General features: G+C 72.8%; 17 protein-coding genes. 10 read left to right on the top strand and 7 right to left on the bottom strand.

Going from position 1 to position 20,982, the window contains the following annotated elements; translation table 11 throughout:
* Nucleotides 1-40: 40 nt before the first annotated feature.
* The 3 genes from E4623_RS06130 to ppgK all read right to left on the bottom strand — a co-directional run bounded on the left by E4623_RS06130 (nucleotide 41) and on the right by ppgK (nucleotide 5,152).
* A complete protein-coding gene (locus tag E4623_RS06130; RefSeq protein ID WP_167736502.1) occupies nucleotides 41-3,373 on the bottom strand; it encodes a PAS domain-containing hybrid sensor histidine kinase/response regulator in 3,333 nt (1,110 codons plus the stop codon).
* Nucleotides 3,374-3,497: 124 nt separating this feature from the next.
* Complete coding sequence (locus E4623_RS06125) at nucleotides 3,498-4,364, bottom strand: class I SAM-dependent methyltransferase (protein WP_134765647.1); 867 nt, start codon at nucleotides 4,362-4,364, stop codon at nucleotides 3,498-3,500.
* Nucleotides 4,365-4,396: 32 nt separating this feature from the next.
* A complete protein-coding gene (gene ppgK, locus E4623_RS06120; protein WP_134765646.1) occupies nucleotides 4,397-5,152 on the bottom strand; it encodes a polyphosphate--glucose phosphotransferase in 756 nt (251 codons plus the stop codon).
* A 105-nt stretch (nucleotides 5,153-5,257) separates the two neighbouring features.
* On the opposite strand from ppgK, the gene E4623_RS06115 reads away from it, so the two are divergent.
* A complete protein-coding gene (locus E4623_RS06115) occupies nucleotides 5,258-5,845 on the top strand; it encodes a TetR/AcrR family transcriptional regulator (RefSeq protein WP_134765645.1) in 588 nt (195 codons plus the stop codon).
* Between the two features lies 1 nt (nucleotide 5,846).
* The gene (locus E4623_RS06110) at nucleotides 5,847-7,019 is read left to right on the top strand and encodes a GDSL-type esterase/lipase family protein (RefSeq protein WP_134765644.1); all 1,173 of its coding nucleotides are present in this window, start codon (nucleotides 5,847-5,849) and stop codon (nucleotides 7,017-7,019) included.
* 81 nt (nucleotides 7,020-7,100) lie between these two features.
* Here E4623_RS06110 and E4623_RS06105 read toward each other — a convergent pair whose 3' ends face one another.
* Complete coding sequence (locus E4623_RS06105; protein ID WP_134765643.1) at nucleotides 7,101-8,147, bottom strand: zinc-dependent dehydrogenase; 1,047 nt, start codon at nucleotides 8,145-8,147, stop codon at nucleotides 7,101-7,103.
* Nucleotides 8,148-8,369: 222 nt separating this feature from the next.
* Between E4623_RS06105 and E4623_RS06100 the strand changes: the two genes are divergently transcribed.
* A complete protein-coding gene (locus E4623_RS06100; RefSeq protein WP_134765642.1) occupies nucleotides 8,370-10,382 on the top strand; it encodes a PTS mannitol transporter subunit IICBA in 2,013 nt (670 codons plus the stop codon).
* An 88-nt stretch (nucleotides 10,383-10,470) separates the two neighbouring features.
* Here E4623_RS06100 and E4623_RS06095 read toward each other — a convergent pair whose 3' ends face one another.
* The gene (locus E4623_RS06095) at nucleotides 10,471-11,325 is read right to left on the bottom strand and encodes a calcium-binding protein (protein WP_134765641.1); all 855 of its coding nucleotides are present in this window, start codon (nucleotides 11,323-11,325) and stop codon (nucleotides 10,471-10,473) included.
* A 202-nt stretch (nucleotides 11,326-11,527) separates the two neighbouring features.
* Here E4623_RS06095 and E4623_RS06090 point away from each other — a divergent pair, with 202 nt between their 5' ends.
* Entirely contained in the window at nucleotides 11,528-12,469 is a 942-nt protein-coding gene (locus E4623_RS06090; protein ID WP_134765640.1) for a crotonase/enoyl-CoA hydratase family protein, read from the top strand.
* Nucleotides 12,466-13,626, top strand: coding sequence for an acyl-CoA dehydrogenase family protein (locus tag E4623_RS06085; RefSeq protein WP_134765639.1), 1,161 nt, complete (start codon nucleotides 12,466-12,468; stop codon nucleotides 13,624-13,626). Before E4623_RS06090 ends, E4623_RS06085 begins: the two co-directional genes overlap by 4 nt.
* Nucleotides 13,627-13,663: 37 nt before the next feature.
* Here E4623_RS06085 and E4623_RS06080 read toward each other — a convergent pair whose 3' ends face one another.
* Nucleotides 13,664-14,164, bottom strand: coding sequence for a thioesterase family protein (locus E4623_RS06080; RefSeq protein WP_167736501.1), 501 nt, complete (start codon nucleotides 14,162-14,164; stop codon nucleotides 13,664-13,666).
* 52 nt (nucleotides 14,165-14,216) lie between these two features.
* Here E4623_RS06080 and E4623_RS06075 point away from each other — a divergent pair, with 52 nt between their 5' ends.
* From E4623_RS06075 to E4623_RS06060, 4 genes are all read left to right on the top strand, one after another.
* Nucleotides 14,217-15,257, top strand: a complete 1,041-nt coding sequence (locus tag E4623_RS06075; protein ID WP_167736500.1) for a phosphotransferase family protein — start codon at nucleotides 14,217-14,219, stop codon at nucleotides 15,255-15,257.
* Nucleotides 15,258-15,356: 99 nt separating this feature from the next.
* Nucleotides 15,357-16,628 carry an acyl-CoA dehydrogenase family protein gene (locus E4623_RS06070; RefSeq protein WP_134765636.1) on the top strand — a complete coding sequence of 424 codons (1,272 nt, stop codon included), beginning with the start codon at nucleotides 15,357-15,359 and terminating at the stop codon, nucleotides 16,626-16,628.
* A gap of 4 nt (nucleotides 16,629-16,632) precedes the next feature.
* A complete protein-coding gene (locus E4623_RS06065; RefSeq protein WP_134765635.1) occupies nucleotides 16,633-17,679 on the top strand; it encodes a phosphotransferase family protein in 1,047 nt (348 codons plus the stop codon).
* 53 nt (nucleotides 17,680-17,732) lie between these two features.
* Nucleotides 17,733-18,818, top strand: a complete 1,086-nt coding sequence (locus E4623_RS06060; protein ID WP_134765634.1) for a CaiB/BaiF CoA-transferase family protein — start codon at nucleotides 17,733-17,735, stop codon at nucleotides 18,816-18,818.
* A gap of 10 nt (nucleotides 18,819-18,828) precedes the next feature.
* Here the strand turns inward: E4623_RS06060 and E4623_RS06055 are convergent, their stop codons facing one another.
* Nucleotides 18,829-19,575: a helix-turn-helix domain-containing protein gene (locus E4623_RS06055; RefSeq protein WP_134765633.1), complete on the bottom strand. Its 747-nt coding sequence runs from the start codon at nucleotides 19,573-19,575 to the stop codon at nucleotides 18,829-18,831.
* 165 nt (nucleotides 19,576-19,740) lie between these two features.
* On the opposite strand from E4623_RS06055, the gene E4623_RS06050 reads away from it, so the two are divergent.
* Nucleotides 19,741-20,976, top strand: coding sequence for an ABC transporter substrate-binding protein (locus E4623_RS06050; protein WP_134765632.1), 1,236 nt, complete (start codon nucleotides 19,741-19,743; stop codon nucleotides 20,974-20,976).
* The last annotated feature ends 6 nt before the right edge of the window (nucleotides 20,977-20,982 follow it).

Below are 20,982 nucleotides of genomic sequence, written 5' to 3'. Positions count from 1 at the left end.
GAGGACGACGCGCCGGACGCACGGGTGGCGCGCGCCGTGGTCACGGGGTGGCGGCCCGCGACTGGTACCAGGACCGGTAGCGCTCCAGGGCCACGCAGGACTCGTCGAGCTCGAGGAGGAGGTCGTCGAGCAGCGCCGCGGAGCCGGCGGTGCCGCCGAGCCGGCCGAGCTCCTCGAGGGCGGCGGAGAGGCTGGCGACGACGGGGAGCCCGAGGTTGCCGGCGCTGCCGCGCAGCGAGTGGGCCGCGGCGACGAGGGCCGTCGCGTCGGCGTCCTCGACGGCCCGGGTCAACGTGGCGACGACCTCGTGGCGCCGGCCCAGGAAGTTGCCGATCGCGCGGTCGAGGTACGACGTGTCGTCGGGGCGCAGCTCGAGCAGCATGCCCAGCCGCTCGCGGTCGAGGTGCTCGCCGGTGGGCTCGCGCCGGCCGTCGACCTCGGCGGCGTCCCCGTCGCCCTCGACGCCCTCGACGGGACCGTCGGCGGGGACGTCGGCGGGGACGTCGGCAGGGTCGTGGTCCTCGCCGACCCAGCGGGCCAGCGCGGCGCCGAGCCCGGTCGGTGAGACCGGCTTGGTGATGAAGTCGTCCATGCCGGCGGCCAGGCACCGCTCCCGCTCGCCGGAGACGGCGGCCGCCGTCATGGCGAGGATCGGCAGCCGGCGTCCGCGCCGGTCGCGAGCATCGGCGCGACGCAGCGCCCGCGTCGTGTCGTAGCCGTCGAGACGGGGCATCTGGACGTCCATCAGGACGGCGTCGAAGGCGCCGCCCTCGATGCGGACGAGGGCCTCCTCGCCGTCGTCGGCGGTCTCCACGGCGTACCCCATGGCCTCGAGGAGGCCGCGGGCGACAAGCTGGTTGATCGCGTTGTCCTCGACGACCAGCACCACGCCCCGCCCGCTCGGGGCCCTCTCCGGCGGTGCTGCGGCGTCGCGGTCGGCGTGCGGCACCAGGGCGGCGAGGAGGACCTCGCGGAGGGTGACCGACGGCACCGGCTTCGTCAGGCAGCCGGTGATGCCGAGCGCGGCGAGGGTGTCGTCGGGCGGTGCCGCCGCGGACGTGAGCAGGATGATCGCCGGGTCACCGGGGTGGGCGGCCCGCGGCGCCGTCGTGGCCAGCGCGAGCCGGTCGGCGTCGGGCACCGCCAGGTCGAGCAGGACGGCGTCGTACGGGCGGCCGTCGGGGGTCGTGCCGGTCAGGGCGGCGAGCTCCTCCGGGGAGCTCCCGGTCTCGGTGGAGACCACGCCCCACCAGCCGAGCTGCTCGCGCAGGATCGTGCGGTTGGGGGCCTCGTCGCCGACCACGAGCACCTGTCTGCCCTCGAGGGCGCGGCGGGCCCGGGCGAGGGTCGCGGTGACGGGGCCGCCGTGTGCGGCCCCGAACCGGGCGGTGAACCAGAACGTGCTGCCGACCCCCGGCCGGCTCTCGACCCCGATCTCGCCGCCGAACGCGGCCACGATCTCGGAGGAGATCGCCAGCCCGAGCCCCGTGCCGCCGAAGCGCCGGGTCGTGGAGGTGTCGCCCTGGGCGAACGGCGAGAAGATGTGGCGCAGCTGCGCGGGCGTGATGCCCATCCCGGTGTCGCGGACCTCGACGCGCAGCACGGCGCCGGCGTCGGTCGGCTCGGCGGGCGGCTCGGTGGTCGGCTCGGCGGGCGCGGGGGTCGGCTCGGTGGTGGCGCGGATCTCGACCGAGCCGGACGCGGTGAACTTGACGGCGTTGGACCCCAGGTTGAGCAGCACCTGCTTGAGCCGGACCGGGTCGCCGGCGACGACGCCCGGGACGTCGGGGCTGCACGAGACGAGGAGCTCGATGTCGCGCGCGCGGGCGCTCTCGGCCAGCACGTTCGCGACCTCGGCGAGGACCTCGCGGACCTCGAAGTCGACGGCCTCGACCTCGAGCAGGCCGGCCTCGATCTTGGCGAAGTCGAGGATGTCGTTGGTGAGCTCGATGAGCGACCGGCTCGACACCGCGATGCCCGAGACCAGGTGCTGCTGGCGGTCGGAGAGGTCGGTGGACTGGAGCAGCTCGTTGAGCCCGATGATGCCGTTGAGCGGGGTGCGGATCTCGTGGCTCATCGTCGCCAGGAAGTCCGACTTGTGCTCGGAGGCCCGCACCGCCCGGTCGCGGGCGGCCGCGAGCTGGCGCGCCGAGCGCTCCCGCTCGGCGACGCGGGCGAGCTGGACCGCGGCCTGCTCGGCCATGGCCCGGATCATCTCGTGCCGGTAGAGCGGCGGGCGCGACGTCATCGTGAGGACGGCCAGGATCTCGTCGTCGAGGATCACCGGGAACGCGATCGTGAGTCGGCGGTCGGTGTCCCACACCGGCTCGCCGCGCCGGTAGGCCTCCTCGGCGGTCGCGAGCTCACGTGCGGCGGCGTCCGGGTCGTCCGGGTCGTCGGGGTCCTCGACCGGGGTGAACCTGCTGTCGGGGTCGACGACGAGGGGCACCAAGGAGGTCGCCCCGGGGGAGGGGACGAAGGCGCGGGCGCGGGTCCAGTCGTCGTGCACCAGCACCAGCAGGCGGGCCTCGAGGAGGACCTCGTGCAGCGACGCGGCCTCGTTCGCGGCGGTGGCGACGGCCTGCATCAGCGAGTTCTGCGCCACCAGGTCCTGGAGCTGGTCCTCGGTGTCCCGCGCGCGGGTGACGTCCTGGTAGGTGCCGACCGCCTCGACCAGGCCACCGTCCTCGTCGTAGGTGCCGATGGCCCGCAGCCGGGCCCACATCCACCCCTTGCGGCCGCGCTGGCGGACCTCGAGGTCGACGACCGGCTCCGCGCCGGAGGCGAGGGCGTCGATCGCGGCGTCCAGGCGCTGGTGGTCCTCGGGGTGGGTGATGGCCATGAGGGCCTCGCGCCGGCGTCCCATCAGGGCCTCGGTGTGCTCGCCGTAGAGCTCGACCAGGCCGTCGGAGTACGACGCGACCTCGGCCGCGACGTCCCAGGTCCAGCTGCCGCTGCGCGCGATCCGCTCGGCCCGGACGAGGCGCTCCCGGCTGGCGCTGACGTCCTCGAGGAGCTGCTTGGTCTCGTGGTTGTCGGTCAGCCGCAGGATGACGCCGACGACGCGGTCGCCGTCCATGAGTCCCGTCTGGCGCAGCTTGACCCACAGCGGGGAGCCGTCGTGGCGCAGCAGCATCGTGTCGAGCTCGACGCCGACGATCTCGCCGCCGGCGGCACGCTGCAGGTAGTCGGCGCCGTGACCTCGGCCCGCGTCGTCGAGGAACTGCTCCATGTGCAGCCCCTGGAGCGGCGCCACGCCGAGCAGCGCCTCGGCGCTCGGGTTCGCGAAGCGGATCGTGCCGTCGAGCTCGAGGGCGACGATCCCGTCCGTGAAGGACCGGACGATCTGGCGGTAGAGGTCGCCGTGCGGCACGTCCGGCCCCTTTCCCCGCTGCCATCTCGGTGGAGGACCCCGGCTCGCACCCTTGGACGACCAGCGTAGTCGTGCCGGCGGGGAGGTGGCGGTCCAGTCCTGACCGCGGAGACGCGCCGTGCGGTCAGGCCGGGGTCGCGGTGACGAGCCAGACGGCACCGGGCATCCGCAGCGCACCGTCGTCGTCGAGGTGCGAGCGCAGGTCGGCGCGGACCTCCTCGACGAGAGCGGCCCATCCGTCCGGGCCGAGCCCGGGCTCGAGGACGGCGCGGGCCCGGGCGCCGGTGGAGGTCGCCAGCACCACGGCCAGGCGCTCCTCGACCCCGTCGCTGCGCCCGGTGGGGTCGGCCGCGGCGTAGTCGCACACGAAGTCGAACGGCGCGACCGTGGGCGCCCAGCCGGCCGCGGACAGCACGGCGCGGAGCCGCGCGGGGTCGGCGAACGTCGTGGGGCCGGGGGCGTCGTCCGCCTCGGGCTCGGCGGCCGGCAGCCGCCGGGTGAGGACGTCGGTGCCGCGGGTGAAGACCGGGTTCTCCTCGCGGGTGCGCCAGCACGCGAAGACGAGGGTGGCGTCGTCGGCGACGGCCGCCCGGACCCGGGAGAACGCGGCGACGGGGTCGGCGAAGAACATCACGCCGAAGCGCGAGACCACCCGGTCGAACGGGCGTCCCGGGGCGACGTCGAGCAGGTCGCTCTCCTGGACGTCGGCGAGCGCGACCGTCGCGGCCGGCACCCGGCGGCGGGCCGCCTCGACCATCGTGGGGGAGATGTCGACCCCGACCGCCTCGGCACCGGCCGCGGTCGCGGCGGCGAGCAGGGTGCCGGAGCCGCAGCCGACGTCCAGGACGCGATCACCCGTCGTGAGCCGGGCGGCCGTCAGGATGGCCTCGGTCACGGGCGCGAAGGCGGCGTCGAAGACGGCCTCCTGCGCGACCCAGCCGCGCCCGGCGTCGGTCCAGTCGGAGCGCTGCCCCTCGTTGTCGCCGCTCATCGTCGTCCCAGGCCCGCTCTCAGGCCCGGCTCTCAGGCCCGGCTCGCGTGCAGCGCGGCGCCGATGATCCCGGCCTTGTTGCGCAGCACCGCGGGGATGATCGGGGTGTCGATGCGGACCATCGGCAGGAACTGGTCGGCGTGCTTGCTGACCCCGCCGCCGACGACGAACAGGTCGGGCGAGAGCAGCCGCTCGACCGTCCCGTAGTAGGTCGTGAGCCGCTCGGCCCACTCCTCCCAGGAGAGGTCCTCCTTCTCGCGGGCACTGTTGGCGGCGTGCGACTCGGCGTTGCGGCCCTCGACCTCGAGGTGGCCGAGCTCGGAGTTCGGCACCAGGACGCCGTCCTGCAGGAGCGCCGAGCCGATGCCGGTGCCGAGGGTGGTGACGATGACCAGGCCGCGCTGGCCCCGCGCGGCGCCGTACGTCGCCTCCGCCAGGCCGGCCGCGTCGGCGTCGTTGAGCGCGAGCACCCGGCGTCCGGTGGCGGTGCCGAAGACGGCGGCGGCGTCGGCACCGATCCAGGAGGGGTCGATGTTCGCGGCACTGCGCACGACGCCCTCACGCACCACCCCGGGCACCGTGACCCCCACGGGCCCGTCGCCGCCGAGCGCCTCCAGCAGCTCGACCAGCACCGCGGCGACCGCGTCCGGGGTCGAGGGCTCCGGTGTCGGGATCCGGCTGCGCTCCCCGTCGAAGTCACCCCGCTCCAGGTCGACCAGGGCCCCCTTGATCCCGGAGCCGCCGAAGTCGATGCCGACGGGGCTGTGGCTGCTGCTCGTGCTCGTCATGCGTGCATCCCACCACGCCGTCGGCCGCACCACCCATCCACGCCCTGCCGAGACTGAAGAAAATCGGAATTTACCTAATGCCTGTAGGTGAATTACGATGGAGACATGGTGCGAGCAGGACTGAACGCGGAACGGGTCACCGTCGCCGGAGCGGACCTCGCCGACGAGGTGGGCTTCGGGGAGGTGACGCTGTCGGCGCTCGCCGAGCGCCTCGGCGTGAAGGTGGCCAGCCTCTACTCCCACGTCGCGGGCCTGGGCGACCTCCAGACCCGGATCGCGCTGCTCGCGCTCGCCGAGCTCGCCGACCTGGCCGCCGGGGAGCTCGCCGGTCGGGCCGGCCGCGACGCGCTCGCCGCGCTGGGCGGGGTGTTCCGCGACTACGCCCGCGAGCACCCCGGGAGGTACGCCGCCGCGCAGCACCCCCTCGACCACGAGACCGCGCTGGCCAGCGCCGGCCCCCGGCACGCGGCGATGACCCGCGCCGTGCTGCGCGACTACCACCTCGCCGAGCCCGACCGGACCCACGCCGTCCGGCTGCTCGGGAGCGTGTTCCACGGCTACGTGAGCCTCGAGCTCCGCGGCGCCTTCAGCCACAGCGCGCCCGACTCCCAGGAGTCCTGGGTGCGCGTGATCGACAGCCTCGACGCGCTCCTGCGCTCGTGGCCGACCACCGACGACGACCCGAGGACCTGACGTGCCCACCCTGACCGACATCCCGCTCGACCACCTGGTGCGCGGCGCGATCGAGCTCGAGCGGACCGACCGCGGGCTCGTCCCGCACCGGCTCCCGGCCCGTGCCCGCGCGCAGAACGCCGACCCGCAGCTGGCGATGGCCGAGTCGCAGCCCGCCGGCGTCCGGCTGGCGTTCCGCACCGCGGCGACGGTGCTCGAGCTCGACACGATCCCGACCAAGCGGGTCTACGTCGGCGCCCCGAGCCGGCCCGACGGCAGCTACGACCTCGTGGTCGACGGAGCCGTCGTCGCCCGGGGGAGCGCGGTGGGCGGCGACGTCCTGACCGTCGACATGACGACCGGCACGTTCGGCCACGAGGCGGGCGCGCCGGCGACGGTGCGCTTCGACGGCCTCGCCGCCGGGACCAAGGACGTCGAGATCTGGTTGCCGCACGACGAGACGACCGTGCTGGTCGCGTTGCGCGCCGACGCCCCGGTCGGGCCGCTCGACCGCACCGGACGACGTACCTGGCTCCACCACGGCAGCTCGATCAGCCACGGCTCGAACGCCGCCACCCCGACCGGCACCTGGCCGGTCGTCGCGGCCCGGCTCGCGGGCGTCGAGCTGGTCAACCTCGGCTTCGGCGGCGGTGCACTGCTCGACCCGTTCACGGCGCGCGCGCTGCGCGACACCCCCGCCGACCTGGTCAGCATCAAGGTCGGCATCAACGTGGTCAACACCGACCTGATGCGGCGTCGCGCGTTCGGCCCGGCGGTGCACGGGTTCCTCGACACGATCCGTGAGGGACACCCGGACGTGCCGCTCCTCCTCGTCACCCCGCTCCGCTGCCCCCTCCACGAGGACACCCCGGGCCCGCTCGCCCCCGACCTCGCGGCGCTGGCCGAGGGCCGGCTCGGCTTCGTCGCCACCGGCGACCCCGCCGACGTCCCGGCCGGCCGGCTCACGCTCCGGGTGGTCCGCGAGGAGCTCGCGCGGGTCGTCGCCGAGCGGACGGCGTCCGACCCCCGCCTGCACCTGCTCGACGGTCCCGACCTGTACGGCGAGCCCGACGAGGCCGAGCACCCGCTCCCTGACGGGCTGCACCCCGACGCCGCCACGCACCAGCTGGTGGGGGAGCGGTTCGCCGGCCGCGCCTTCGCCCCCGGCGCTCCCTTCGCCCCCCGTTCCCGCTGACCCGTCACCGATAGGTGACGGGTCAGCGTCGAGATCACGCTGACCCGTCACCAATGGGTGACGGGTCAGCGCGCCACGGACCTACGGCTCGACGGTGACCTTGATCGCCTCGCCCTTCGCGACGATGTCGAAGACCGACATGACGTCGTCGAGCGGGACGTGGCGGGTGATGAGGTCCTTGACCGGGACCTGGCCGGTCGAGATGTACTCGAGGGCCCGCTTGTTGTGCTCGGGCGAGGAGCCGTTGGCGCCGTGCACGTGCAGCTGGCGGTAGTGGATCAGGTTCGAGTCGGCCTTGATGAACGGGTCGTTCTTGGGCAGGCCGCCGAAGAAGGAGATCCGGCCCTGGCGCGCGGCCATCGCGATCGCCTGCTCCTGGGTCACGTTCGCGGGGGTGGCGGTGATGACGACGTCCGCGCCGCGGCCGCCGGTGAGCTCCATGACCTTCGCGACGACGTCGACGTCGGCGGCGTTGATGACGTGGTCGGGCTGGACGGCGTCGGCCGACATCTTCAGCCGCTCGTCGTTGATGTCGACCAGGACGACGGTGCCGACCTGGTGGACGCCGCGGGCGATGCGGATGTGCATGCAGCCGATCGGGCCGGCGCCGAAGACGACGACGAAGTCGCCCTCCTCGATGCCGAGCTGCTCCTGGGCGTTGATCGCGCAGGCGAACGGCTCGGCGGCGGAGGCCTCGTCGTAGCCGACGTTGTCGGGGATCCGGTTGAGGCCGTCGACCTTGAGGACCTGCTGCGGGACGATCATGTACTCGGCGAAGCCGCCGTCGTACTGGTAGCCGACGGACGTCTGGTTCTGGCAGACCTCCATCCAGCCCTTGCGGCACTCGTGGCACTCGCCGCAGGGGACGGCGGCGATGCACTGCACGCGCTCGCCGACCTGGAACCCGCCGAGCGCGTCCGCGCCGACCTCGACGACCTCGCCGGCGACCTCGTGGCCGAGCGTGGTCTCACCGGTGATGTTGACGTGGCCGTTCTTCTTGATCTTGACGTCGGTGCCGCACGTCGAGCAGTTCTTGACCTTGATCTTGACCTCGTCCGGGCCGCACTCGGGCTCGGGGACGTCGACCAGTCGGACGTCCTCGGGTGCGTAGAACCTCAGGGCCTTCATGGTGTCTCTCCTCAACGTCGTTGTCCGGGATGAAGGGACCCTAACGCACAAATGTGGGATTGGACCCGAACATGTTGGTTCGTTTTGCTTGACGGGGGTTCAGGTCGAAGATATAAAGGCATTCACAGATTCGCGTGACTGCCGTCACAGCCGCTCCGGCGGGTGTCCGGCGGTCCGTGCCCAGGTCGGGGCCGAGAGCCCCCGTGTAGGGAGAAGGCGCTGATGGCGACCAGCACAACGCACGCGACGAGCTCGGACGGGCTCCGCGTACGCATCCAGAAGTTCGGCACCGCGATGTCGAACATGATCATGCCGAACATCCCGGCACTCATCGCGTGGGGCTTCCTCACCGCGCTCTTCATCCCGGACGGCTGGCTGCCCAACGCGGACCTGGCCACCATCGTGGGCCCGGCGATCCACTACCTGCTCCCGATCATCATCGCCGCGACCGGCGGCCGGATGATCTACGGCGACCGCGGTGCCGTCGTCGGCGCGTTCGCGGTGATCGGTGCGATCGCCGGCTCGGACCTGCTGATCGCCAACACCAACGCCGACGCGCTCACCGACTGGCTCGCCGCCGGCAAGCCCCAGGCGGAGTTCACCGAGCTCGGCCAGATCCACATGTTCCTGGGCGCGATGATCCTCGGGCCGCTGTCGGCCTGGGTGATGAAGCAGCTCGACTCGCTCTGGGACGGCAAGGTCAAGTCCGGCTTCGAGATGCTGGTCAACCAGTTCTCGGCCGGCATCACCGGCCTGGCGATGGCGATCTTCGGCTTCTTCGCCGTGGCCCGCCTGGTCAACGAGATCACCAACATCGCGAGCAACATCGTCGAGACCCTCGTCGACAACAACCTGCTGCCGCTGACCTCGGTGTTCATCGAGCCGGCCAAGGTGTTCTTCCTCAACAACGCGATCAACCACGGCGCGCTCACCCCGCTCGGCCTCCAGGAGGCCGCGGAGAACGGCAAGTCGGTGCTCTTCCTCCTCGAGGCCAACCCCGGCCCGGGGCTCGGCATCCTGCTGGCGTTCACGTTCTTCGGCAAGGGCCTGGCCAAGGCCTCGGCCCCCGGCGCGGCGATCATCCACTTCTTCGGCGGCATCCACGAGATCTACTTCCCCTACGTCCTGATGAAGCCCAAGCTGCTCCTCGCCGTCATCGCCGGTGGCGCCACCGGCGTCGCGGTCAACGTCGCCTTCGACACCGGCCTGCGTGCCCCGGCCTCGCCCGGCTCGATCATCGCGGTGTTCGCCCAGACCGCGAAGGGCTCCTACTTCGGCGTCGCCCTGTCGGTGGCCGCCTCGGCCGCCGTGACCTTCGCGATCGCCTCGCTGCTGCTCAAGACCGACCGGTCCGAGGACGACGGCGACCTCGCCGCCGCCACGGCGCAGATGGAGGCCACGAAGGGCAAGAAGTCCTCGGTCTCCTCGATGCTGACCGGTGCCGCCAGCGGCCCGATCAACAGCATCGTCTTCGCCTGCGACGCCGGCATGGGCTCCTCCGCCATGGGCGCCTCGGTGCTGCGCAAGAAGATCCGCGCGGCCGGGTTCGCCGACGTCTCGGTCGTCAACAAGGCCATCTCGAACCTGAACGACGACATCGACCTCGTGGTCACCCACCAGGACCTCACCGCCCGGGCCCAGCAGCGGACGCCGTCCGCGGCGCACGTGTCGGTCGAGAACTTCATGAACAGCCCGCGCTACGACGAGATCGTCGAGCTGGTCGAGCAGCGCAACGGTGCCGGCGGCGCAGCCTCGGCCACCGCGGCCGAGCCGGCGACCACGGAGTCCCTGGCCTCGGCCGACTCGCTGCTCCCCGAGGGCTCGCTCGTGCTCGACGCGCCCTCGGAGTCGCGGGACGAGGCGATCACCCGCGCCGGTGCCCTGCTCGTCGCCTCGGGGGCGGCCGACCAGGCCTACGCCGACGCGATGCACACCCGCGAGGGCTCCGTGTCGACCTACATGGGCAACCTGCTGGCGATCCCGCACGGCACCAACGACGCCAAGAGCGGCGTCAGCCGGACCGCGATCACGTTCGTGCGCTACGCCGAGCCCGTCGACTGGAAGGGCAAGGAGGTCAGGTTCGTCATCGGCATCGCCTCCGCCGGCAACGAGCACCTCAAGCTGCTCGCCAAGATCGCCGAGATCTTCGTCGACGCCGACCAGGTCGCCCGCCTCCAGGCGGCCGGCACCGAGGCCGAGGTCCGCGCGATCCTCGGCGCCCTGCAGCCGGCCTGACCCGGCCCGCTGCACCACGAGCACGCCCCCCGCACCGTCGACCACGGTGCGGGGGGCGTCACACGTCCCGGAGGCGCGTGGTGCCTGCTCAGCGCACCGACTCGACCTCGCGGAACCGGTCCTCGCCCTCGCGGTAGCCGACGTCGCTGCCCGAGCCGCCGACGACGATGTCGTCGGCTCCCTCGCCCCACAGGACGTCCTGCCCGCCGTGGCCGCCGAGCCGGTCGACGCCCGGTCCGCCGCGGATGAGGTCGCGGTCGTCGCCGCCCATCAGGCGGTCCCGGCCGGGACCGCCGTCGACGGCGTTCGACCCGGTGCCGACGCGGATCCAGTCGTTGCCCCGGCCGCCGGTGACGGTGTCGTCGTCGAACGCGCCGTTCGCGAAGTCGGCACCGGCGCCGAGGTGGATCGTGTCGTCGCCCTCGTCGACCAGCACCCACATGCGGTACTTCGCCGACAGGGTCGAGCCGTCGACGGTGTCGTCGCCCAGGCGCGGCCAGACCTCGAGGAACATCCGGCTGCTCCTGAAGCTCGCCGGGATCCGGCACGACGCGGCGATGCCGACGTCGGCCGGGCGGCGCTGGCAGGTCTTCGGCAGGTGCGCCCAGCGGCGCGCGGCGGCGTCGGCGAAGCGGAGCCGGTTGCCGACCTCGGTGATCCTCACCTGGTTGTCGGCCATGCCGGCCTGGAACCGGTAGCCCCACTTCGACAGGCTGAGGTGGGCCTCGGTCTCGGTGAGCTTGGGCAGTGGGAACTGCCCGACGAGCTCGGTGATCGGGTGGCCGGGCGGCGGCCCGGATGCTGCCCTGGACGTCGGGCCGGCCGCGGGTGCGGGGGCGGACGCCGTGCTGGTCGGCACCGGTCCGACGACGACGAGCGCCGTCGCCGCGGCGGTGGCCGCGAGTCCGGCGAGGCGGGTGTGGATCTTCAGGTTGACAGGCATGGGGGTGCCTCCATACGTGCGCGTCGGGTAGATGGGGGGATCGACGCCGACCGGCTGGGGAGCCGGCACGCACGCGGCGCCGGACCCCCACCGTGTCATGGACCCGTGCGGCTCGGACCACCCCCCGTCGTTCCGCGCGTCCCGGGGGTGGTCCTCGGCTAGGCTCAGAAAACCGAACGAACGTTTAGAAGGGCGTGGGAGCATGCAGGAGATCACCCTCGAGGTCGCCGACGGGATCGCCACCGTGCGGTTCGACCGCCCGGACCGGCTCAACGCCTTCACCGACGTCATGGAGGCCGAGCTGATGGCGGTCTGGGACGCCGTCGACGCCGATCCCGACGTCCGGGTCGTCGTCCTCACCGGCACCGGCCGGGCCTTCTGCGCCGGCATGGACCTGTCGGAGTCCGCCGAGGCGTTCGCGCGCTGGCGCGCCTCGGACACCGCACCGCCCGGGACGACGTACGACGTCCCGGGCCAGGACCTGCCCGTGCGGCGCGACGGCGGCGGCCGGGTGGTGCTGCGGATGTTCGACCTCGACAAGCCGATCATCGCCGCGGTCAACGGGGCCGCCGTGGGGGTCGGCGCGACGATCACCCTGCCGTGCGACGTCCGGATGGCGTCGGAGACGGCCCGGTTCGGCTTCGTCTTCAACAGGCGCGGGTTCGTGCCGGAGTCCTGCTCGACCTGGTTCCTGCCGCGGGTGGTCCCGATGCAGACCGCCCTCGAGTGGGTCTACACCGGGCGCGTCGTCGAGGCCGCCGAGGCGCACGAGCGCGGGCTGGTCCGCAGCCTGCACGCGCCCGAGGACCTGCTGCCCGCGGCGTACGCGCTGGCCCGAGAGATCGCCGACAGCACCGCCGCCGTCTCGACCGCGCTCACGCGGCGGATGATGTGGCGGATGCTCGGCGCCGAGCACCCGGTGGTCGCCCACACCGCCGAGACCCTCGGCATCAACCTGCGCGGCGTCAGCGCCGACGCGCACGACGGCATCGCGGCGTTCCTGGAGAAGCGGGCTCCGGTCTTCGTCGACCGCGTGCCCGACGACGTCCCCGACGTCCTCGCGGCGTTCCCCGCCCCCGTCTTCGACCCGAGCGACCTCGACCCGAGCAGCTCCGATCCCGGCACCCTGGAGGGCACCCGATGAAGCGACACCTGTACGAGGCCGAGCACGAGCAGTTCCGCGCGAGCGTGCGGGAGTTCGTCGCGCGTGAGGTCGAGCCGAACGTGGAGCGGTGGGACGAGCAGCGTCACGTGGACCGCGAGACCTGGGTGGCTGCGGGCCGGCAGGGCGTGGTGGGGCTGAGTGGGCCCGAGGAGCACGGTGGTGGTGCGGTGGCGCGCGACTACCGCTACCGGATGGTGGTGCTGGAGGAGCTCGCCCGGGTGTACGCCGGGAGCCTCGCGTCGTCGTTCTCGCTCCAGGACGACATCCTGGTGCCGTACTTCACCGAGCTGGGCACCCCCGAGCAGCAGGCGCGCTGGCTGCCGGGGTTGTGCAGCGGTGAGCTGATCGCTGCGGTCGCGATGACCGAGCCGGGGACCGGCAGTGACCTGCAGGGGATCCGGACCTCGGCTCGCAGGGTGGAGGGCGGGTGGGTCCTGGACGGGGCGAAGACGTTCATCACCTCGGGCATCCAGTGCGACGTGGTCGTGGTGGTGGCCCGTACCGACCCGGACGCCGGGCGTGACGCGTTCAGCCTGCTGGTGGTCGAGCGGGGCATGCCCGGGTTCAGCCGGGGTCGGCAGCTGAGGAAGATCGGGCTGCACGCCCAGGACACCGCGGAGCTGGCCTTCACCGAGGTGTTCGTGCCCGAGGACAACCTGCTCGGCGTCCAGGGTGGGGGCTTGGCACAGCTGAAGCGGATGCTGCCGCTGGAGCGGCTCTCGATCGCGGCGCAGGCGGTCGCGGTCACCGACGCGGTGGTCGCCACGACGCTCGAGTACACCGTGGGCCGCCAGGCGTTCGGTCGGGCCGTGGCGGACTTCCAGAACACCCGTTTCGAGCTCGCCGAGCTGGCCACCGAGGCCGACGTGACCCGTTCCTACGTCGATGACTGCGTGCGTGCCTGGAACGCCGGTGACCTGGGTGAGGTCGACGCGGCCAAGGCGAAGTGGTGGGCCACCGACGTCCAGACGCGGGTGGTCGACCGGGCGCTGCAGCTGCACGGCGGCTACGGCTACATGGTCGAGTACCCCGTGGCCCGGGCCTACCAGGACGCCCGCGTGCAGAAGATCTACGGCGGGACCAACGAGATCATGAAGCACATCATCGGCGGCGCGATGGTCCGCGGCGCCCGCTGACCGGTCCGCCGCGACCCACCGGTGCGGGCGGGTCGTCTCAGCGGACCGCGAGGCAGCCCGTGACCGGCCAGTCGAGGACGGCGTGCGCGGCGACCGCGCGGTCGAGCCCGGCGGCGACGTCGTCGGGCCAGGTGCGGGTGCGCCGGGTGGTCAGGTCGACGTGGAGGGTCAGGAGCTCCATCACGTAGGCGAGCGTGCGGTGGGTGTCGTCGAGCAGGTAGCCGACGACGTGCAGGCCGCGCGGGGACCGCGCCACGCAGCGCACCCGGACCGACACCTCGGAGCCGACGTGCACCTCGCCGAGGTAGGCGAGGTGGTGCTCGGCGCTGAACGTGCCGACCCGGGCCTCGCCCATCCAGCTCTCCGGGACGCCCCAGGCGTGGAAGGCGTGCTGGACCCCCCACGACGTCGTGGTCAGGTAGTGCGCGATGTTCATGTGCCCGTTGTGGTCCTCGTACTCGGGCGGCACGACGAGCCGCTGGTAGGCCGGCAGGAGGTCGGTCCGGGCGGTGAGGTCGTCGTACGTCGGCTGCGGCATGGCCCCATTCATACCCGAACGCTCGTTCGGATTCCACGCTAGTCTCGACGGCATGCCGCCGTCACCCGCCGCCCCCCTCGACGTGGCCCGGATGACCGGCCTGCTCGCCCCGTGGGCGCGCGAGCGCCACGGCCCGACGGCCGTCGTGAGCGACGTCGCCCCGATGCCCGGCAACGCCGGGCTGAGCTTCGGCTTCCGCGTGGGGCACGACGGCGGCGCCGAGCGTCTCGTCGTCCGGCTCTCCCCGCCGGGGGTGCGACGAAGCGGCAACACCGACGTGCTGCGCCAGGTGCCGCTGATCGGCGCGCTCGAGCGGCACGGGGTCGCGGTCGCCCCGGTGCTCTGGTCGACCGACGACCCCGCCTGGTTCGGCACCGACGCCGTCGTCCAGCCCTACCTCGACGCCCTTCCGCTGCCGATGCACGGCCGGGCCGGCGCCGCGCGGGTCGACCCGGACGCCGTCGCGCCGTACCTCCGGCAGGCGGTCGCGGCGCTGGTGCCGCTGCACGCCGTCGACGCCGAGGCCGCCCTGCCCGGCTGGGACGAGCCGCGGACGGCGGCGTCCGAGGTCGCCTTCTGGGGCCGGCTGCTCGAGCGCTCTCCCGAGCCGGCCTGGGTCGGGGCCGGGCACCGGCTCGGCGCGGCCCTCGTCGCGCACGACCCCGGGCGGCACCGCGTCGGGGTGTTCCACGGCGACTTCCAGACCCACAACGTGCTCTACGACGCGGCCGGCGGGCTCGTGGCCGTCATCGACTGGGAGATCGCCGGCGTCGGTCCGGTCGGGCTGGACCTCGGCTGGCTGTCGATGATGACCGATCCCGCGTGCTGGCACGCCGAGCGTCGCGCCGTCCTGGCGACCGAGGCCGACCCCGCCGAGCTGCTCCGCTGGTACGAGGACGCCGGCGGCGCGCCGCTGCCCGACTACGACTGGTACCGCGCCCTCGCGTGCTTCCGCTACGGCGCGATCGCCGCGTTCAACCTGCACCTCCACGTCACCGGTCGGCGCGTCGACGAGGTCAGTGCCCTGATGGGCGGCGGCGTGCCGGTGCTGTTCGAGCGCGGTCTCACCCTCCTCGATAATGCAACTGTATGACTTAATGAGTAGGACGCATTGACTTGTCGGGCGTCCGTACTGCAAGGTGGCGACGCCGCGGGAACGACCCGGCGGGCGCGAGAGGACGGTCGAACCGCCATGTGGAGCTTCGAGAACGACCCCGAGTTCCAGCCCGAGCTGGACTGGATCGACACCTTCGTCCGCGAGAAGGTGCAGCCCCTCGACTACCTCCTCGGCAGCCAGTGGAACATCCACGACCCCGAGTTCGTCCGGCTCGTGCGCCCGCTCCAGGCCGAGGTCCAGGCGCGGGGCCTGTGGGCCTGCCACCTCGGCCCCGAGCTCGGCGGCCCCGGCTACGGCCAGCTCAAGCTCGCGCTGATGAACGAGAAGTTCGGCATGTCGCGCTTCGGGCCGATCGTCTTCGGCGCCCAGGCGCCCGACACCGGCAACTCCGAGATCCTGGCGCACTTCGGCACCCCGGAGCAGAAGCGGACGTACCTCGAGCCGCTGCTCGCCAACGAGGTCGTCTCCTGCTTCTCGATGACCGAGCCCCAGGGTGGGGCCGACCCGCTGCTGTTCCAGACCGCCGGCGTCCGCGACGGCGACGAGTGGGTCATCAACGGTGAGAAGTGGTTCGCCTCCGAGGCCGAGACCGCCGCCTTCTACATCATGATGGTCGTCACCGACCCCGACGCCGAGAGCCCGTACCAGCGGGCCTCGATGTTCATCATCGACACCGACACCCCCGGCATCGAGATCGTGCGCAACTACGGCTTCTACGGCGAGCGCGAGGACACGCACGCCCACCTGCGTCTCACCGACGTCCGGGTGCCGCACTCCGCCATCCTCGGCGAGCCCGGCCAGGCCTTCGCGATCGCCCAGACCCGCCTCGGCGGCGGCCGGATGCACCACGCCATGCGCACCCTCGCGCAGGCCACCCGTGCCTTCGACATGACCTGCGAGCGGGTGCTGTCGCGCAGCACCAAGGGCGAGGTGCTCGCCCGCAAGCAGATGGTGCAGGAGAAGATCGCCGACTCGTGGGTGCAGCTGCGGCAGTTCCGCCTGCTGGTGCTCGAGACCGCCTGGATGGCCGACCAGGGGCAGGACTGGAAGGCGATCCGCAAGAACGTCTCCGCGGTCAAGGCGATCATGCCGCAGGTCCTCCACGACATCTCCTCGCGCGCCCTGCACCTGCACGGCTCGCTCGGGCTGAGTCACGAGATGCCGTTCGCCGAGTGGGTCATCAACTCCTTCCACGTCGGTCTCGCCGACGGCCCGACCGAGGTGCACAAGATGGTCGTGGCCCGCGAGGTGCTCAAGGACTACAAGGCCGACGACGCCCAGTTCCCCTCCTACGTCCGGCACGAGCAGGAGCGGCACGCCCGCGCGCTCTACGGCGTCGAGGCCTGACCGGGTGAGCGGGCCCGGCGTCGACCACGGGGTCGACCTCGACGTGCTGCTCGGCTGGCTCGACGCCGAGGGGCTCGGCGCCGGCCCCGTCACCGACGTCCGCCCGCTGGGCGGCGGCACGCAGAACATCATGCTGCGGCTGCGCCGCGGCGACCGCGACCTGGTGCTCCGGCGCGGACCCCGACACCTGCGGCCGCGCTCGAACGACGCCCTGCGCCGCGAGATCCGGGTCCTCGCCGGGCTCGCCGGCACCGACGTGCCGCACCCGCGGCTGGTCGCGGCCTGCCTCGACACCGACGTCCTCGACGGCGCGGTCTTCTACCTGATGGAGCCGGTCGACGGGTTCAACCCGGCGCTCGAGCTCCCCGAGCCCTACGCCGGCGACCCGGCCCTGCGACACCGGGCCGGTCTCGCGGTCGCCCGCGCGCTGGCGGCGTACGGCGCCGTCGACCACGAGGCCGTCGGGCTCGGCGACCTCGGCAAGCCGGTCGGGTTCCTCGAGCGGCAGGTCGAGCGCTGGCGCGGCGAGCTCGCGTCGTACTCCTCGCTCGCGGGGTACGCCGGCCCGGACCTCCCCGGGGTCGACGCGCTCGGCGACTGGCTCGACGCCCACCGTCCGGTCGACTGGACCCCGGGCCTGATCCACGGCGACTACCACCTCGCCAACGTCATGCTCACGCCCACGTCGGGCGACGTCGCGGCGATCGTCGACCTCGAGATGGCCACCGTCGGTGACCCCCTGCTCGACCTCGGCGCCCTGCTGGCCACCTGGCCGCGCGGCGACGACGTCGAGGTGGTCGACGCCGCGATCGGGCGGGCCGGCGGGCTGCCGACCCGCGAGGAGCTCGTGCGCCACTACGGCGAGCACTCGACGCGCGACCTGGGCGCCGTCGACTGGTACGTCGCGATGGCCTGCTTCAAGCTCGGCATCGTGCTCGAGGGCACCTACGCCCGCTCCCGCGCCGGCCTGGCGCCGCGCGACGTGGGCGACCGCCTGCACGCCGCCACCCTCGTCCTGCTCCGCCGCGCCCGCGAGGTCGCCGGAGTCTGACCCACCCGCCCGACGTCGTCCCCACGTCGTCCCGATGGAAGCGAGTCCCCCGCATGAACCAGCCCCTCACCGGTGTCCGCGTCGTCGAGATGGCGGGCATCGGGCCCGGCCCCCACGCCTGCATGATGCTGGCCGACCTCGGCGCGGACGTCGTGCGCGTCGTCCGGCCCGGCGTCGTGGAGCCGCCGAGCGAGCACACCCTCCGCGGCCGGACGACCGTCGCCGCCGACCTCAAGGACCCGCACGAGCGCGACCGGGTGCTCGACCTCGTGGCCGGCGCCGACGTGCTGGTCGAGGGCTTCCGTCCCGGCGTGATGGAGCGGCTCGGTCTCGGTCCCGCCGAGGTGCGCGCCCGCAACCCGCGCACGGTCTACGCGCGGATGACCGGGTGGGGCCAGACCGGCCCGTTCGCGACCACGGCCGGGCACGACATCAACTACATCTCGCTCACGGGCGCCCTGCACGCGATCGGCACCGCCGGCCAGCCGCTGCCGCCGCTCAACCTCGTCGGCGACTACGGAGGCGGCTCGATGCTGCTCGTCAACGGCGTCCTCGCGGCGCTGGTGCAGCGCGCGACGACGGGGGAGGGGCAGGTCGTCGACGCCGCGATGGTCGACGGCGCGGGGTTGCTGCTCGCCGGCATCCTCGAGCTCCGGACGACGGGCGACTGGCGCGACGAGCGGTCCGACAACCTCCTCGACGGCGCCGCGCCGTACTACGGCACCTACCGCTGCGCCGACGGCGGCTTCATGGCCGTCGGGTCCATCGAGCCGCAGTTCTACGCGCTGCTCCTGCAGGGCCTGGGCCTGGACGTCGCCGCCCTGCCCGACCGCGACGACCGCTCGACATGGGAGCCCCTGCGCACGAGGTTCGCCGAGGTCTTCGCGAGCCGGCCGCGCGCGCACTGGGAGCAGGTCTTCGGCGGCACCGACGCGTGCGTCACCCCGGTGCTGACCTTCGCCGAGGCGCCGTCCCACCCGCACGTCGCCGCTCGCTCCTCGCTGGTCGCCACCGCCGACGGGTACGCCGTCGGCGGCGCCGCCCCGCGGCTCTCGGCCGGCGACCCCGTGCCGGCGTCCCCCGGCCGCGCCAGCACCCTCGACGACGTCGCCACGGCCTGGGCCGGCGCCCCCGCCTGACGCCGGCCGGCTACGAGCCGGTGCCGCCGCTGGTCTCGCGCTCGGCGAGCAGGCGCTGGGTCTCCTCGGAGAGCTCGGCGGTGAGCAGGCCGGCCACCATGTCGATCAGCTGGCTGGTGAAGAGCGGGACGTTGATCGGCGGGCCGACCCGGGCACGCCGGCCGATCTCGATGTGGGCGAAGCGGATCACCGCGAAGCGGCGGTGCAGCGGGGCCCCGGTGGAGCCGGCGGGCATCACGTCCTCGAACGTCGCCGACCATCGGTCGAGCGAGCCGAGCGCGTCGTAGATGACCGGGCCGACCGGCTCGTCGGGGTCGATCAGCCGGTGCGTGCGGTTGAGCATCTCGGCGGCGACCTGCAGGAACGCCGGTCCGCCGTCGTCGCTGGTGAGCTTGGCGATGAGCGGTTGCACGAGCATCGACGCGCCGTCGCGAGCGGTCAGGTCGGTGCGTCCCTCGACGTGGTCGAGGAGTGCGGCCCGGCGCACGGCGACGGTGTCCATGTGCTTCTCGACGAGGGCGCGGAGCAGCCCGTCGCGCCCGCCGAAGTGGTACTGCAGCGCCGTGGTGTTGCGCTGGTTCGCCTCCCGGGTGATCTCCCGCAGCGAGACGCCGTCGATGCCCCGGGCCGAGAACAGGCGCTCGGCGGCGGCGATCAGCTCGGACGGCGCTCCCGAGCCCTCGCGACGGTCCGCGGCACGGCTGCGGGGGGCCGGGGCGGGATCGCCGGCGGCAGCGGGTTCGGCGGTGCGGGGCATGGCCGCAGTCTAGGCATCAATCTCGAAGACAGGCGAGCAAAGTTTTGGACTAGTTGATTCACCTCTTGTGGCAAGTGACTCAAAGTGGTTAAGGTCACCCACGACGTCCTCGGTGCGACCTGCGTCACAGCGACCCGCGAGTCCTCTCAGAGAGAAGAGACCCCCATGAAGATCTGGTCATCCCCGTCCCGGTCCGCGATCAAGCTCGCGGCCCTGGCCACGACCGCCAGTCTCGTCCTCGCCGCCTGCGGCGGCGGGAGCGACGACGAGGCGAGCGGCAAGGCCGACGCCGACGGCATCATCACCGTCAAGCTCGGCGTGGTCGGCCCCAAGACCGGCCCCGCCTCGCTCTACTACGAGTACATGGCGCAGGACTTCGAGGCGTTCTCGGACGACTTCGAGGAGCAGTACGGCGTCAAGTTCGACGTCGTCTCCGAGGACGACCAGGCCTCCCCGGAGGAGACGGCCCGCGCGGTCAGCAAGCTGATCAACGAGGAGGGCGTGCACGCGATCCTCGGCCCGCCGCTCTCCGGCAACGCGCTCCAGGTCGCCGACACCGTGCAGCGCAGCGGCGTCCCGTGGCTGCTCGCCGGGCCGAACGCCGACGAGATCATCAACTACGAGACCCAGCCCAACTGGGCCTTCCAGACCAATTTCACCAACCAGCAGATCATGTCGATCCTGGGTGAGCGGCTCTGGGCCGACGACGCCAAGGTCGGCATCGTGTTCTCCGGCGACGGCTTCGGACAGTCCAACCTCGACCAGCTCAAGCTGTGGGCCGAGGCCAACGGCCACGAGCTCACCGTCGAGGAGACGATCCAGCCCGGCGCGGCCGACGCGAACGCCATCGTCAAGCGCCTCGAGGACGCCGGTGTCGAGTCGGTGTTCATGGGGATCACCCAGGGCGCCGACACCGCGACGGTGACCCGCTCGATGGAGCAGGCCGGCTACGCGCCGGCGACGGTGATGACCACGGGCACGATCCTCACCAACTACAAGGACGTCGCCGAGCCGTCCCAGTGGGAGAACATCCAGATCGTCGACCCGCGCAACTTCCTCGAGGGCGGCGACAAGTGGGTGCTCGACCAGGTGCAGGAGGCCACCGGTGACGCGCCGGCGATCCCGACCAACAACATCAGCACCTACGCGATGCTCGACATCTACGCCCAGGCGGTCAAGGAGGTCGGCGACGCGAGCGACAAGGAAGCGGTGCGCCAGGCCATCGAGGACATCAAGACCGTGCACATCGGTCCCGACCTGACCATCGAGTCGCCCTTCTCCGCCGACGACCACAAGCTCTACACCGACGACCCGGCCACCTGGTTCACCTACGGCTTCGACGAGGACTTCAACCTCGTCAACCTCGGCACCGCCGCCGAGTGCCTCGAGTCCGGCTGCTGATCCCCT

Origin of the sequence: Nocardioides sp. 1609 (assembly GCF_004522105.1) — a bacterium.
GTDB lineage: Bacteria > Actinomycetota > Actinomycetes > Propionibacteriales > Nocardioidaceae > Nocardioides.
This window is presented reverse-complemented; position numbering and strand designations above follow the sequence as displayed.